Source organism: Butyricicoccus pullicaecorum DSM 23266 (assembly GCF_900167005.1).
GTDB lineage: Bacteria > Bacillota > Clostridia > Oscillospirales > Butyricicoccaceae > Butyricicoccus > Butyricicoccus pullicaecorum.
This window is the reverse complement of record NZ_FUXW01000001.1, coordinates 607,031-622,245: the sequence shown is the minus strand read 5'-3', so window position 1 is coordinate 622,245 and position 15,215 is coordinate 607,031. Positions and strand designations below refer to the sequence as shown.

At 53.7% G+C, this 15,215-nt stretch carries 16 protein-coding genes; 7 read left to right on the top strand and 9 right to left on the bottom strand.

Annotation, left to right across the window (positions count from 1 at the left end):
- Nucleotides 1–17: 17 nt before the first annotated feature.
- The 6 genes from eutA to B5D52_RS03125 form a co-directional block, all read right to left on the bottom strand.
- A complete protein-coding gene (eutA, locus tag B5D52_RS03150) occupies nucleotides 18–1,448 on the bottom strand; it encodes an ethanolamine ammonia-lyase reactivating factor EutA (protein ID WP_016147389.1) in 1,431 nt (476 codons plus the stop codon).
- Between the two features lie 97 nt (nucleotides 1,449–1,545).
- Nucleotides 1,546–2,967: a sensor histidine kinase gene (locus B5D52_RS03145; protein ID WP_016147390.1), complete on the bottom strand. Its 1,422-nt coding sequence runs from the start codon at nucleotides 2,965–2,967 to the stop codon at nucleotides 1,546–1,548.
- A 2-nt stretch (nucleotides 2,968–2,969) separates the two neighbouring features.
- Nucleotides 2,970–3,551, bottom strand: coding sequence for an ANTAR domain-containing response regulator (locus B5D52_RS03140; RefSeq protein WP_016147391.1), 582 nt, complete (start codon nucleotides 3,549–3,551; stop codon nucleotides 2,970–2,972).
- 17 nt (nucleotides 3,552–3,568) lie between these two features.
- Nucleotides 3,569–4,030 carry a EutP/PduV family microcompartment system protein gene (locus B5D52_RS03135; protein WP_016147392.1) on the bottom strand — a complete coding sequence of 154 codons (462 nt, stop codon included), beginning with the start codon at nucleotides 4,028–4,030 and terminating at the stop codon, nucleotides 3,569–3,571.
- Nucleotides 4,031–4,037: 7 nt separating this feature from the next.
- A complete protein-coding gene (eutS, locus tag B5D52_RS03130; RefSeq protein WP_016147393.1) occupies nucleotides 4,038–4,388 on the bottom strand; it encodes an ethanolamine utilization microcompartment protein EutS in 351 nt (116 codons plus the stop codon).
- Nucleotides 4,389–4,416: 28 nt separating this feature from the next.
- Complete coding sequence (locus tag B5D52_RS03125) at nucleotides 4,417–5,568, bottom strand: 1-propanol dehydrogenase PduQ (protein WP_016147394.1); 1,152 nt, start codon at nucleotides 5,566–5,568, stop codon at nucleotides 4,417–4,419.
- Here B5D52_RS03125 and B5D52_RS16205 point away from each other — a divergent pair.
- From B5D52_RS16205 to B5D52_RS03095, 7 genes are all read left to right on the top strand, one after another.
- Entirely contained in the window at nucleotides 5,545–5,892 is a 348-nt protein-coding gene (locus B5D52_RS16205; RefSeq protein ID WP_178139584.1) for a hypothetical protein, read from the top strand. The genes B5D52_RS03125 and B5D52_RS16205 overlap by 24 nt on opposite strands.
- Nucleotides 5,893–5,896: 4 nt before the next feature.
- Nucleotides 5,897–7,138 (top strand): GNAT family N-acetyltransferase, encoded by a 1,242-nt coding sequence (locus B5D52_RS03120; RefSeq protein WP_016147395.1) that lies wholly within the window; start codon nucleotides 5,897–5,899, stop codon nucleotides 7,136–7,138.
- 547 nt (nucleotides 7,139–7,685) lie between these two features.
- Complete coding sequence (locus tag B5D52_RS03115) at nucleotides 7,686–9,257, top strand: alpha-glucoside-specific PTS transporter subunit IIBC (RefSeq protein WP_016147396.1); 1,572 nt, start codon at nucleotides 7,686–7,688, stop codon at nucleotides 9,255–9,257.
- A gap of 23 nt (nucleotides 9,258–9,280) precedes the next feature.
- Entirely contained in the window at nucleotides 9,281–9,781 is a 501-nt protein-coding gene (locus B5D52_RS03110) for a hypothetical protein (RefSeq protein ID WP_016147397.1), read from the top strand.
- Between the two features lie 54 nt (nucleotides 9,782–9,835).
- Nucleotides 9,836–11,170, top strand: coding sequence for a 6-phospho-alpha-glucosidase (locus B5D52_RS03105; RefSeq protein WP_016147398.1), 1,335 nt, complete (start codon nucleotides 9,836–9,838; stop codon nucleotides 11,168–11,170).
- 192 nt (nucleotides 11,171–11,362) lie between these two features.
- Nucleotides 11,363–12,172: a MurR/RpiR family transcriptional regulator gene (locus B5D52_RS03100; RefSeq protein ID WP_016147399.1), complete on the top strand. Its 810-nt coding sequence runs from the start codon at nucleotides 11,363–11,365 to the stop codon at nucleotides 12,170–12,172.
- Nucleotides 12,123–12,890, top strand: coding sequence for a MurR/RpiR family transcriptional regulator (locus tag B5D52_RS03095; RefSeq protein WP_016147400.1), 768 nt, complete (start codon nucleotides 12,123–12,125; stop codon nucleotides 12,888–12,890). Before B5D52_RS03100 ends, B5D52_RS03095 begins: the two co-directional genes overlap by 50 nt.
- A gap of 47 nt (nucleotides 12,891–12,937) precedes the next feature.
- Here B5D52_RS03095 and B5D52_RS03090 read toward each other — a convergent pair whose 3' ends face one another.
- Genes B5D52_RS03090 through B5D52_RS03080 form a run of 3 tightly spaced genes read right to left on the bottom strand, consistent with a single transcriptional unit; the run spans nucleotide 12,938 to nucleotide 15,173 of the window.
- Entirely contained in the window at nucleotides 12,938–13,774 is an 837-nt protein-coding gene (locus tag B5D52_RS03090; protein WP_016147401.1) for an aldo/keto reductase, read from the bottom strand.
- Between the two features lie 13 nt (nucleotides 13,775–13,787).
- Nucleotides 13,788–14,168 carry a VOC family protein gene (locus tag B5D52_RS03085; protein WP_016147402.1) on the bottom strand — a complete coding sequence of 127 codons (381 nt, stop codon included), beginning with the start codon at nucleotides 14,166–14,168 and terminating at the stop codon, nucleotides 13,788–13,790.
- Between the two features lie 21 nt (nucleotides 14,169–14,189).
- Nucleotides 14,190–15,173 carry an aldo/keto reductase gene (locus B5D52_RS03080; protein WP_016147403.1) on the bottom strand — a complete coding sequence of 328 codons (984 nt, stop codon included), beginning with the start codon at nucleotides 15,171–15,173 and terminating at the stop codon, nucleotides 14,190–14,192.
- Nucleotides 15,174–15,215 lie beyond the last annotated feature (42 nt).

The following is a 15,215-nucleotide window of genomic DNA, read 5'->3' as shown; positions in this document are numbered from 1 at the left end:
CACCTCTCGTTAGTTTTTCAAGAATTGAAGATCAATGTCTTGATTACAACAGGCACCACGTGCCCGTTCGCAAGTGGTTCTCCGATATCGATATAGTCGCCGCTCAGCGTGCGGATGCCGTCGATACAGATGACATCCTTTTTGTGTTCGAGTTTGACCCGAATCGCGTTGCCCAGCACTTTACCGATATCATTTTCGATCACCAGGACTAAGGGAAATGGGGATTCGATCGCCTCCTTCGCGCCTTTGATTACCGCTTCCGCCAGCATCTGAATGTCCGCAAAGCTGGTGCGCCCGCGTCCTGTGAATGCAATGGCGATCTGCTCGGTCCTGCCCTCGGGCCGGTAGAGCGGCATCTGATTGATGATGGAAGCCGACAGCGTTTCCAGCACCGCTTCGTCTTCCTCCGATACTTTCAAAATGGGCACATTCTTGATTGGCAGCCGGTCGGCTGCGTAGGTGATCGTACTGCCGCTCACCTCGGTCGTATGCGTGCCCGCACCTACGACCGTCGCACGGATGGTTTCGGCAGCCTGATACAGCTCAATCTGCCCAAACGCCGGGTGGCTGCGTATGGCTCGTCCAAGCAATACGCCGATGTCCCCATAACGGAATACATCCTCCGTTGTGGGATTGTAAATATAATCAGCCACGCCTCCGGAGAAGGTCACGCCCTGCACAGGCGGCTCCGAAGGGATGGACGTGCCATCATTGGTATACAGTCCGCGGTGTTCCGCATCCTGCGGTTTGAGGAACAGCGCCTGTGCCAGTTGATCGGCCATGAACTCGCACACACGGGTCAGCGTCGGGATGTCTGCCTGCTGTCCTACCTGAATGTCGATGCCATGTTTTTTGGCCAGCGCCTGAATTTTTGAGAAAATATACGAAATCTTACCGTTTTTAACTTGAATCAGTCGTCCGCCGATGTCCAGACAGCTTACGCCTTTCAAAATTCCCTTTTGATAGAGGGCGATATTGGAAGTACCGCCGCCAACGTCGATATTGGCGACCGTCTTGCGCTCCTCCTCGGAAATCCGATCGGCGCCCGCGCCGCGTGCCGACAGCACACTCTCAAGATCGGGGCCTGCGGTGGCAACGACGAAGTCACCTGCCAGGTCGGACAACGCTTCGAGCACCTGATTGGCGTTCTGCTTGCGGGCGGTCTCACCGGTGATGATGACCGCGCCGGTCTTGAGATCATGCGGTGTCATGCCCGCTGCCTTGTACTCTTCCCAGACGATCTTCTTGACCGCTTCCGCGTCAATCTCGGTCGCGGACAACAGCGGCGTAAAGTAGATATTGCTTCGATAGACGACCTCTTTCTGCACAATCGAGACGCGCGGCACCGCATAGCTTCCGGCCAGGTTCTCGACCACCAGCCGGCTGAATACCAACTGTGTCGTGGATGTGCCGATATCGATGCCCACGCTCTTAACAATCTCCTGCATGACGTCACCTGCCTTTTGGAAAAATAAAAACAGTCCGAAGCGCAGGAAAATCCTGCGGCATCCGGACTGCGTCGTTCGGTTCTGTTTCCGGCCGGTATTACGTCACACCGGTCAGGTCGATCAGTTGTGTTTGAAAGTCAAAGGTCACGGTCGTACCGCTCTCATCCGACTGGATGGACAGACGGCCATGCAGCTTATCTTTGACCAAGGTCTGCACAATGCTCAGACCCAGACGGTCATTGCGTGCAGCGCCTACATCAAATCCACATCCGTCGTCAACGACGGTAATGGTGGAATACAGGTCACCGTGCGTTACCTGAATGCGAATCGAGCCGTTTTCCCGGTTCAAAAACGCGTACTTCAGAGAATTCTGAAGCAATTCATTGGTAATCAGGGCAACCGATGTTGCAACTTCGGAGTCGACCAAAAAGTCGTCTCCCTCGACTGCAATATGCAGCTTGAGATATTGCGGTGCAAAATAGCGCACCGCGTTATTTTTAATATTGACCAGCACCTCGCCCAGCATGACCTGATCGACGCCGCTGCGTGCGAGCAGCTCATGGGTGGCGGCGATGGACAAAATGCGGTTCATGCTCTCGCTGAGCACCTCGCGCGTGGACTCATTTTCCGTCCGGCGCGTCTGCAAGCGGAGCAGACTGGCGATGGTCTGTAAGTTATTTTTAACTCGATGATGAATTTCCTTAATCGCAACCGATTTTAAAATCAGCTGCTTTTCCTGCTCACGCTGAGAAGTGATATCCCGGATAATAATACCAAAATCGACCTCTTCCGAGCGGATTTGAATGCGCTTGATGGACAAAGCGTGCGAACCGACCAGGGTTTCTACCGAAGTATAACCGTCCGAGTCCTCGCCCTCAGCCGGGTCGTCGATGAGTCGTACATTCTCGTAGCGCTGTCCGAGGATATCGCCCACATAACCCAGCCGCTCATACAGCTCACGGGCCAGTGAGTTGCGGAATGTGACCATTCCTTCCTTATCCACGATCAAAAGCGCCTCGTCGATGCACTCCGGCAGCCAACTGTTCTCACCCGAGACGTGCAGCAGCATGTCGGCCATGCGCTGAAAGCTCTGTTCGGACAGATGCAAACGGTCACGCACCGCGCCGGTCTCATCTCGTTTTTCCTGAATCAGCACACCGATCACGCGGTCACCGTTTTTGATCGGCTCGACCGACTGAATGACTCGTGTGCGCTCCTGGGTGATCGCCTTGACCTGCTTGGTCGCCACACCCAGCATAAACGTCCGGGCAACAGCCGGTTCGTTCTCCGGTTTGGCCAGCAGACCGACGACCGTGAGTTTGTACGAAGACGGCGCGTCCTCGGGTTTGGCCTCGGCCACCACGATCGCGTCACCGTCCCGTGTCGGACAGTCAATGAAAATATCCGCATCCTCCAGATTGGCCAACGGCTGGAGCATACCCGACATGCCCGCGATCATGGCGATTTCCTGATCGGTCAAATCGGTATATTGCTTACACAGCGAAGTAATCTGATCCATGCTTATCCTCCGGCCTGCAAAATGATCTCGGCAACCCGACGCATGGACAGGTTTTTGGTTAAGCTGAGTTTTCGGATGAAATCGTAAGCTTCCTGCTCGCACAAGCCGTTGCGCTCCATGATCTTGCCCTTGGCTTTCTCAATGATGCTGCGGCTTTCCAGACGTTCTTCTACTTTTGCAATGTCCTTTTGCAGTTTCTGCATCTCGCGGCTGCGTGCAACTGCCAGCTCAATGCACGGAATGATCGACTTTTCATCAATCGGCTTGACCAGATATCCGCTCACGCCGATCTCTTTTGCACTGTCGATAAATTCCCGTTCACTGTACGCGGTCAGAAGCACGATGGTCGCGCCGATCTGCTCCTGCTGCAAAATACGAGCGGCGGAAAGGCCGTCGAGCAAGGGCATCTTGATGTCCATCAGCACCAGATCGGGCTTGATCTTCTTGCACATCTCGATGGCATCAAAGCCGTCGGTCGCCTCTCCGAGTACGCTGTATCCTCTTTCTTCCAAAAATTCTTTCAAATCCATCCGTGTGATTGGCTCGTCATCGGCAATCACAATCCGGAGCGCGGGGTTTGCCATGTCTTCCTCCCTAGGGTTTATGTTTGGTCTTTGGGACGCTCAGGATAGCCCAGCAGCTCGACCAGTTCGTCAAATCCTTCCCCGGTCACGCTGCTTGTCACAAAAACCTTTCTGGCACCTGCCATTTTCAGATATTTTTTTGCTTTTTCAATCTGCTCTGGTGTTGCAATATCGCTCTTGGTCACGATTCCGACCGTGGGCTTTGCAAACATGCTGTTATACGCTGGCGGGAACATCGTACCGTTTTCGGTCGCGTCCTGCACCAGCACGATGAGTTCGGCATCGACCGAAGTCACCATGAGTGCGCCGCGCATAGAGCGCCGTTCGAGATACTCGCCCGGCGTATCAATCATGCACTGATTGACAATCTGCACGGTCTGCGTCTTGTGATAATGTAAGTCCTGATGGCTCAAATACTGGCACAAGGTGGTTTTTCCTGCTGCCGAACGGCCGATCAGAATGATTCTTTTTTCTTCCATAATTGCCTCAGGTCTTGGTAATCGGTGCCGAAGCAAAGCCCATCTTATCGCACAGGACGGACATAACGTCGTGCAGCGATGCCTCGACCGCCGCGACATCGCCGGTAATAACCAGCGAGCCGTTAAAGCGATCGACAAAGCCGATGGAAACGTCGGCCGCCTTGCTTGCAACGTCGGCTGCGATCATGGCAGCCTCACTCGGGGTGATGGTAAAAATACCAATCGCGCCCTCGCCGTCGATCAGTCCCAGCTTTTCATACAGCTGTGTGACCGGGCTTGCGATCACATGCGCCAGGGTGACCTGTTTACCGGGCACAAATTCCTGTATGATGCGGGTTTTTTCGTCTAACTCTACCATTTTGATTCCTCTCTCACCGCATCAATTGTTATGACAGGCCCTTCCGATTGCTCTTGGAATATGCCTGACGGTACAGTTCTATGATATCTTCCTTGGTGCACGGCTTGGGATTGGTTGCAGTGCAGCGATCAGCGAGCGCTGCGTCTGCCATAGTATCCAGAGCCGCCTCAAAGTCCTCTGCCGAGACACCGGCATCCTTGATGCACTGCGGAACACCCATGCGCTGCTGCAAGCGGCGTACCATGTGGATGAGGTTGAGTGCACTCTGACGCATGCTGGTCGCGCCCATGCCGATGAGCGATGCAAGCTCAGCGTAGCGCGTTGCGACCGGGGTCAGCGTGGTCTCACAGCCTGCGTTAAAGCTCATAACAACGGGCAGCAGGATGGCGTTTGCGCGTCCATGCGGAATATGGAACTGTGCGCCCATCGCATGCGCCATACTGTGGCACAGGCCAAGTCCGGCATTGGAAAAGGCTGCGCCTGCAAGGCAGGATGCATTGTGCATGCCCTGTCTTGCCTCCCGGTTATCGGGTTCCTTGTAAGCGAGTAACAGATAATGGTCAACCAGCTTGACCGACTTTTCGGCCAGTGCATCGGTGAATGCGTTGGCTTCGGTGCAGACAAATGCTTCAATTGCATGGGTCAGCACGTCCAGACCAGTATCGGCTGTGACCTTGGGCGGTACGCTGCACGTCAGCTCGGCGTCGAGTACCGCATAGTCGGGTAATAACGTATCGTCAATCAGTGGATATTTGATGCCGCGGGCACGGTCGGTGATGACCGCAAATTTACTGACCTCGCTGCCCGTTCCACTCGTGGTCGGCACGGCGACAAAGGGACAGTCACGCAGATCGATCTGTTTGGCCGCAAAATAGACGATAGCCTTGGCCGCATCGATGGGCGATCCGCCGCCCAGTGCGATGACGGTATCGGGCTGAAACTCCAAGATTTTGGCGACACCCGCCGTGACCGTTTCGATGTCCGGATCGGGAGTGACGTCGGAGAAGATCTCCCACTTGGCGCCCTCGGCTTTGATCTTGTCGGTCAGATAACTGACGCGACCGCTTTCGTGCATGAACTTGTCCGTGACAATGAACACGCGTCGCCTCTGCTCTAACATTTTATCGAAAGACTTGCTTCCGATGAAGATTTTGGTATGCAAATCGAATTTATCCAACACACACCGCCTCCTACAAAATGCGGGCTTTGGTTCAAAAGCGCAAAAAGGCGCCTTGAACCCCTAAAATTTTTCCAGAAGTCAAGACGCTACATCGCACCTATTCTGATGTTGGAATGCCGCATGCTGCCTCGCCGTGGCTCCACCATTTGCCTATATCATACCCTTTTTATTCGCCGCCGTCAATGGCAAAAACAAATCTTTTTCAGCATTTTGACAGATAACACCAAAATGCTACTTGACTTTTTATGCGAAACATCCATAATAAAAGCAGCTGGTGCGCGTATCAGCCGTTCCAGCCGGCTGATATACTCAGCAAAGGAGTGAAAAAATGGATATCAGATTCGTACTTCCGCAGGAGGTCGAGCAGCTGAAACGGAATGTTTTGACCGCATTTCCGTCCAAAACGCCGCCCGCGCTTCTGGAAGCGATGGAACTCGAGCTGTATCATCCAAACGAGGGACGCTACCTCGGCTGTTTCGACGACAACGGAACACTTATTGGCTCCATTCTGATGATGGATTTCACCCTCAACGTCAGAGGCGTGATGATGCCCATGGGTGCGGCGGCCTATGTCTCCACCAATTTTCTGCACAAAAAGGAACATATCGCCCGCGACCTGCTCTGTGTCCTCATGCACTATTATTGCAAGCTGGGCACAGCAGTCGGCTGTCTTCACCCGTTCAACCCCGCCTTTTATCGAAAAATGGGCTACGGACACTGTATGGAGGCTTATTTTTATTCTCCCCGTGTCTCAGCCATCCGCTCATTCGGGCACAAACAGGATCTGTGCTACGCAGAACCCGCCGACAAACAGGCTGTGCTCGACTACTACCGCGCGTATGCGGCGCGTACCAACGGCGCGACCGTCCATGACTTCATGGATCCGCACCGTATTTTTGATATGCCCTATGTTGTCCTGTGCCGTAAGGAGGGACGCATTACCGGCTATCTGACCTTTGAATTCGTCCCGGTCGACCACTATACCGACATGTATCACGACCTGTGCGTGCGCGAAATGATCTATGATGATCTGGACACGCTCGAACAGTTCATGACCTTCCTGGCAAGTCAGGTCGATCAGATCGAACGGGTACGCATCTACTCGCCCGACCCCGCGCTGCACCTGATGTTTACCAATCCGGACAGCGGCGAGAACCGGGCGCATGACGGCTGCATCCACGAAATCGGCCGGCGAACCATGGGCAACATGATTCGTCTGTTCGATGTTGCACAGTATTTCGCCGTTCAGACCCACACCTGTGCGCCGGTCTCCCGACCTTTCGTGCTGGGTGTCTCGATCAGCGACAGTTTTCTCCCGCACAACGCACGCACCTACCTGCTGCACATCCAGGATCAAACGGTCACCCTGCTCCCCGAATCATCCGACGTCCAACCGGATACCCTGCTGATCGCCGACATTTCGGACTTCTCGTCGTTCGTCATCGGCGCGGTCTCGCTGTCCGAGCTCCTGCGTCTGGGACGGGTGCAGCTCAGTGACCCAAGCTTTGCACGGGATGTGCAGAACGCGATTGGATGGGACGAAAAGCCGTGCAACTACACCTATTTTTAATCGCATAATCTCATATTGGCAAAACGCATTTCAAGGTAACGTCAGTTCATTTGACGTTACCTTTTTTGTTGTCACCGCATTTGTGAATGTGTGAATTTTTACAAATTCACTGAGGCGTGACCGCGCACACACAGCGCTTATTTGGCCGCAAATTTGATTTAATTCCCGCCGAAAACCCGTTATTTCTTTAACATTTTCCGTTCTTTCGTGAGATTACCCTGTTTTTACAGTCAGGTGATCTCTTTTTTTGTTTCATATTGCCGTGCTTCGCTTTCCTTTTTCTTCCCACCTAGCTTTTACCGCACAATCAAAACCATTTTCCGCAAAATACTTCTGAATCTCCCTCTTTTACAGTCTCTGCGGAATCTCTTTTGCGGCACAATTCAGCTCGTGAAAATTCACATAAAATGTGAAAATATATCAATTAGGCGACGCTCTCCCATCCTCTTCCAAATGCATTGCAAAGGCGGAAGAAAGCTGATATTCTATGTTCAACAGCTCAGGTGGCCACCTGGATTGGATAAGAGAAAGGGCGTGAACTCCTGGTATGATGCAAAAAATTCAAAAGTTTGGCGGTGCAATGTTTACTCCTGTATTGCTGTTTGCATTCGCGGGTATTGTGATCGGTGTCGGCACCTTATTCACAACCGAAGCAATCATGGGTGACCTTGCTTCCCCGGACAGCCTGTTCTATCAGTGCTGGAACGTAGTCCTTCAGGGTGGTTGGACTGTGTTCAATCAGCTGCCGCTGCTGTTCGCTGTCGCTCTGCCGATCGGTATGGCAAAGAAACAGAACGCACGCTGCTGCATGGAAGCGCTGGTTCTGTACCTCACCTTCCATTACTTCCTCAGCACCATGCTTTCCCAGTGGGGATCGGTATTCGGTGTTGACTTCAGTGCCGAGGTTGGCGGCACGAGCGGTTTGGCGATGATCGCAAACATCAAGACCCTGGATATGGGTATGCTTGGTGCACTTGCGATCTCGGGCATCGTCATTTACCTGCACAACCGTTTCTTCGATACCGAGCTGCCTGACTGGCTGGGTTCGTTCAACGGTTCCACCTTCGTATTTATGATCGGTTTCTTCGTGATGATTCCGGTCGCACTGCTCGCAGCGTTTATCTGGCCCAAGATTCAGCTTGGCATGTTCGCTTTCCAGGGCTTCGTCAAGTCGACCGGCGCACTGGGCATCTGGGTCTTCGTATTCCTCGAGCGTGCACTCATTCCCTTCGGTCTGCACCACATTCTGTACTCTCCGTTCTACTACGACAACGCAGTTGTCCCGGGCGGTCTGTACTCTTACTGGGCAAACAAGCTGCCCGAAATCGCAGCTTCCACCGAGTCGCTGCGTTCGCTGGTTCCGCAGGCAGGCTTTACTGCAACCGGCTTCTCCAAGGTATTCGGCTGCCCCGGTATCGCGCTGGCATTCTATAAGACCGCACGTCCGGAGAAGAAAAAGCAGGTTCTGGCTCTGCTGCTTCCCATGACGCTGACCGCAATCCTGTGCGGCGTCACCGAGCCGATCGAATTCACCTTCCTGTTTATCGCACCTCCGCTCTTCGTTGTACATGCACTGCTGGCAGCAACCCTGTCCACTGTTATGTACCTCGCAGGCATCGTCGGTATCCACTCGGGCGGCGCAATCGAGATGGCGTCCCTCAACTGGATTCCGCTCATGGCAAACCACTGGAAGCAGTACCTGCTCATGCTGGTTATCGGCCTGTGCGGCACGCTGGTATGGTTCCTGGTCTTCCGCTTCCTCATCGTCAAGTTCAACTTCAAGACTCCCGGTCGTGAAGATGACGAGGGCGTTAAGTTCTACTCCAAGCAGGAATACCGCGACAAGCAGGCTGCTGAAAAGGGCGGCGCCGCTGCTAACAGCAAGCAGGAACTGGCTGCTAAGATCCTCGAAGGTCTGGGCGGCAAGGATAACATCGTAGACGTGACCAACTGCGCGACCCGTCTGCGTGTCAATGTCAAGGACATCAGCATCGTTCAGCCCGATACATACTTCAAGTCCATCGGCGCACACGGTGCAATGGTCAAGGGCAAATCGGTTCAGGTCATCGTCGGTCTGTCGGTTCCCAAGGTTCGCGCTCAGGTAGAAGAATTGCTGTAACAATCTGAGAAAGGGAGATCAAAATGGTGAAATTGCTTCCGTCCGCAGTGCAGGACGATAAACTCAATCGCTGGTTTACGATCTTGAAAATAGTCTTGTTCTGCATGCCCTTCCTGTATCTCGGCTACGTCGGGATCGGTACGGGCGGTGCAAGTCTGGATTCGCAGGGCGTTTTGTCCGGCAATCCGACCATGGCGATCTCCTTCCTCTCGGCGATGATCCAGCCCTATGCCGGTTGGATCCTGATTCTCAGCCAGCGCCGTCTGGGTGATGGCCGCGCTCCCTACGCGATGGTCAACCTTGCTTTCCTGTTCCTCGCGGAACTGCTGATGATGAGCACGGTCGGCGTGATCGGTTTCGCCCTCATCCTCTGGCGCTGCAAAAAGCACACCGGTTTCGGCCCCATGGCCGCGTTCCGAAAGATTCAGACCAGACGCCTGTTCGCCGAGGTCGGCGGCAGTGTCGTCGTCCTGCTTCTCGCAGGCATCTGCTTCTTCGCTTCGATGCAGGTCGGCGTAATTTAAGCTAACAAATCAACCCATATTTTACTAATGTACATAGTACAGGAGGAACGACTTATGTCTAACAAGAAGTATGCAGTAACAGTCGCTGGCGGCGGCTCCACCTTTACCCCTGGCATCGCTCTGATGCTGCTCGAGGAGCGCGACCGCTTCCCGATCCGCAAGATCATGTTCTACGATAACGATGCAGAGCGTCAGGAGACCGTTGCAAAGGCTTGCGAGATTTACCTCAAGGAAAATGCTCCGGACATCGAGTTCGGCTACACCACCGATCCCGAGACCGCTTTCACCGATATCGACTTCGTTCTGGCTCACATCCGCGTTGGTAAGTACGCAATGCGTGAGAAGGACGAAAAGATTCCGCTCAAGTACGGCGTTGTTGGTCAGGAGACCTGCGGCCCCGGCGGTATCGCTTACGGTATGCGCTCCATTGGCGGCGTTCTGGAAATTCTGGACTACATGGAGAAGTACAGCCCCAATGCATGGATGCTCAACTACTCCAACCCGGCTGCAATCGTTGCTGAGGCAACCCGCCGCCTGCGTCCGAACTCTAAGATTCTGAACATCTGCGACATGCCCATCGACCTCGAAGAGAAGATGGCAAACATGGTCGGTCTGAAGAGCCGCAAGGAGATGAAGGTCGGCTACTACGGCCTCAACCACTTCGGCTGGTGGCACAAGATCTACGACAAGGACGGCAACGATCTGATGCCTGCCATCAAGGAGCACATGGCTGCAAACGGTTTTGCTGACGCACTGAGCAACACCAACCAGCACGTCGACCAGAGCTGGATCGAGACCTTCCAGAAGGCACGCGACGTATACGCAGTCGATCCGTCCACCATCCCGAACACCTACCTCAAGTACTACCTGTTCCCCGACTACGTTGTTGAGCACTCCAACCCGGAGTACACCCGTGCAAACGAGGTTATGGACGGCCGTGAAAAGCATGTCTTCGGCATGTGCCGCGATATCATCGCAAAGGGCACTGCAAAGGGCTGCGGCTTCGAGGCTGACGCACACGCAACCTACATCGTTGACCTGGCATGTGCAATCGCTGAGAACACCGGCGAGCGCTTCCTGCTGATCGTTCCCAACGAGGGCGCAGTTGAGAACTTCGACCGCACCGCAATGGTTGAGATTCCCTGCATCGTTGGCTCGAACGGCTACGAGCGCATCTGCCAGGGTGCTATCCCGCAGTTCCAGAAGGGTCTGATGGAGCAGCAGGTCAGCGTTGAGAAGCTGGCGGTTGAGGCTTGGATTGAAGGCAGCTACCAGAAGCTGTGGCAGGCACTGACGCTGTCCAAGACCGTTCCGAGCGCACGTGTTGCAAAGCTCATCCTGGACGATCTGATCGAGGCAAACAAGGGTTACTGGCCCGAACTGAAGTAAAAGTCCCCTCCAATGCAGGCTTAGCCTGAATTGTTCGATGCACCATAAAGCTGGCTTTATGGTGCATCTTTTTTTACCGCATGCACGCTATGGACAGCTCCTGCAAAATCCTTTATACTGAAAGTATCCAAATCTCACGCAAGCTGCCGTAATCCGCACGGTATCCATCCCACAAAGGAGATTTTTCCGCGTATGAAACTGGATGAACGATTCAACACCTATCGTCATCAACTGGGCGAAACCGATATGCTCATCTGGAACTATATCCAGAAACACCGCGCGACCTGCTCCAGTCTGTCCATCGAACAGCTAGGTGCAAAGTGCAATGTCTCACGCACAACCATCCTGCGTTTTGCCAAAAAACTGGGCTATCACGGCTATCGTGACCTGCGCGTGTGTCTGGAAATGGAAAGCGAACAGGAACAGCTGCCGCCCGACCCCATTTCACAGACCTGCACCATCTACAAGCAGGCGATTGATGAAATCAGCACCGCCGACTATACCCAGCTGCTCCGGCTGATCGACGAATCGGAAAACCTCTATATTTGCAGCTCGGGCATGGTGCAGGATGCCGTCGCAAACGAAATGCGCCGCATGTTCCTGTCGGCCGACAAGTGGTTCTATCCCATCAACGGCCCGAGTGAGGGCTCGGTCATGCTGGAAAACCTGACCCGCCGAGATCTGGTCGTCATGCTGTCGCTGTCCGGCGAGTCCCGCACCATCGTAGAACTGGCACACGCGGTCAAGGTGCGCAACGTCCCGCTCGTATCCATCACCCAGCTGCGCGACAACACCCTTGCCCAGATTTCCGATATCCAGCTCTACATCACCACCATATCCATCCAGCAGCAGAAGCTGCAGCGTCCCTACCTGCCGACGACCTCCTTCTTTATCCTGATTGAGCTGCTGTATCTGAAATATCTGGAGTATCTGAGGAAAAAGGAGAAAGAGCATGACCCTTCACGAGCTGATCGAGCAGAATTACCACAAGCTGAGCGATAACGACTTGCACATCTGGCAATACATCAGTGCAAACGAGGCCGCATGTCAGGATATGAGTATCGACGATCTGGCCGAAGCCTGCCATATCTCGCACACGACCATTATCCGCTTTGCGCGCAAGCTCGGTCTGAAAGGCTTTGGCGAGCTCAAATTTATTCTGCGCTGGCAAAACCAGCAGGCACCCGCCGGCTTCCAGCCTGCCGAGATTGAGCAGGTCGCGCAGGACTATCAACAGACGCTCGAGTACATTCGCACGGTCGACCTAAACGACCTGTTTCACGTGCTTGAGCATGCGCGCACGATCTACGTCTTTGGTTCGGGCAGCATCCAGCAGCTCGCAGCCTACGATCTGCGCCGTGTATTCTTTATCACCAAATGGCTCATGCGCACCATTGATGGCTCGGACGAAATGCTGCAAGTGCTTCCGCGTATCGAGGAAGGCGACGTCATCATCTTTATCTCCCTATCGGGTAATAACGAATTCATCAATCAGGTTGCCGAACAGCTCAAGCGCATGGGTCGCACGGTCATTTCGATCTGCCGCATCCAGAGTAACCGCTTGATCTATTTCAGTGACTTCAATATCCCCTTCTTTACCCATCAGGTCAATACCGGACTCAAATCCGATTACTGGTCGATGCGTCAAATCTTCCTCATCAACGAATTTCTCCTGCTGCGCTATCTGCAATACCTCAACGAGCAGGGACGGCATCTGTAAACACAAAAAGACCGATTCAGAGAATCGGTCTTTTTTCATGCTTCTGTTTAGAATGTAATCTCGTCACTGTCCTTGTACGAACCACCGCAGGTCGTGATCGCATCCATGCGCTGCATCATCTGTGCATCCAGCGTGAAATCCAGCTTCAGATTATCCCGAATGCGCTCGGCATTGACGCTCTTGACCAGCGGTGTGACACCGTGCTGCATGGCATACCGCGTGCACAGCTGGGCAACGCTCACGCCGAGTTCCCGGCTGATCTGCTCGATCTCCGGGCACTGGAACACCTTGCCATTGGCCAGCGTGCTGTAGCCCTGTACGGCAATGTCATGCTGTGCGCAGAAGGTACGAATCTCGGTTTGCAGGCAGCTCGGGTGGAATTCCACCTGATTGACCACCGGCATGATCTCTGCCTGTTCCATCAGCTCTTCCAGATGATGCACTTTAAAATTGCTGACCGCCAGACTGCGCACCTTACCGGCTTTGAATAAGTCCTCCATCGCCTTCCACGACGCTGCATTCATCTCGATGTAATTGTCATGGTACTTATGCGGACGCGGCCAGTGTAGCATATACATATCCAGGTAGTCGACCTGCAAGTCGGCACAAGTCTGCGCAAACGCCTCCATGGTCTCATCATAACCGCGCACGTCGTTCCACAGCTTACCTACGATAAACAGTTCTTCACGTGCAGCGCCTGCCGCCTGAATGCCCTGTCCGACCTCTTTTTCATTGCCGTAAACCGCTGCGCAGTCAATCAGACGGTAACCGCTCTCGATGGCATCGCGCACAGCTGCAATCGTAATCTCACTCGTCGGTGCCTTCCAAGTGCCGTAGCCAACACTCGGCATCATTACACCGTTATTCAGCTTGATCTGTTCCATATCGTTCTCCTACTCACAAAATCTGACAAAATTCAATTTTCTCGGCGTTCGGGCCTGCAATGATGAAGTAGCGAATGCCATTGTCCCAAAATGCATGGGACTCGATCCCGTTCGAGATGATGTCCATCCCGTTTTCCTGTGCCCAGGTGTAGCACGCCTCAATGTCGGTCACGTCGATCGCGATGTGATCGATTGCGCCCGCCGTCCGTGCCGGCTGCTGCTGGTAGATTTCCATCTGTAAATTGCCCAGCTCGGTGAAAATCACTGAACCGCTCGCGGTCGATGTGCGATAAACGGTCACAAATCCCAGCTTCTCATAAAACGCCTCTGTGCCTGCCGGGTCATCGGTCGGAATGCCAATGTGCTGCAAGCCCGTGCAATACTTCGCAATCATGTTCTTCTTCCTCCTTACTGTTTATCGATGTGCAAACGGATGGATGATCTCTTCAATGCGCTGCATCTGCTCGTCTGTGATCTCCCAGGTCGTGCAGTGTACATTCTTTTCGAGCTGTGCATAGCTGGAAGCGCCGCCGATGATCGAAGTCACTTCGGGTTTCTGGCGCAGCCAGTTGAGTGCCAGCTCATTGAGCGGTCTGCCCATCTCTTCGGCCAGCGTCCGCAGCTGCCGTGCGCATGCGGCATACGCCTCAAACTGTTCGCCCGACAGCTTCGGATTCTCATTGCGGATATCGCGCGCCGAGAATTTCTGTCCATCCAGAAAACGACCGGCAAGCAGTCCCTGGAACAACGGACTATACGGCAAAAATGCCTGACCATTCTTTTTGACATTGGGCAGCACCTCGTCCTCGGTGCGATAAGGCAGCGGAATGCCGTGATAGGATGCTGTGTTTCGCTCGAGCATGTTATAGAGGCTCTGCTGGCAGTCGACCGACACCATGGTCATCATCTTGTCAACGTCTTCCTGTGCAAAGTTGCTCAGTCCCACATATCGAATCTTGCCCTGCTCTTTTAATCGGATGAGTGCCTCAGCGGTCTCTTCAAGCGGTACGTTCGGATCGGGCCAATGCATCTGGTAGATATCAATGTAGTCGGTCTGCAACCGGCGCAGACTGTCTTCGCACTCACGAATCAGGCTGTCACGCGACAGGTTATTGGTGGTCTGATGCGCTTCATTCCACAGCAGGCCGCCCTTGGACGCAATCAGTACCTTCTCACGTCTGCCGTCCTGCTTGAGCGCCTTGCCCAGAATCTGCTCGGACACACCCCAGCCGTATACCGGTGCGACATCAAAGAAGTTGATGCCGAAATCCATGGCCGCGTGAACAATCGCAATCGAATTTTCTTCCGCGCTGCTGTCCCAGTCTCCGCCAAAGTTCCAGCAGCCAATACCAATGCACGAAATCTTCTCCTGAATTTTTTCGACCGACTTGTAAATCATGTCTCTCTTCCTTTCTATTTTTGTAAATGTATGAACAAACGC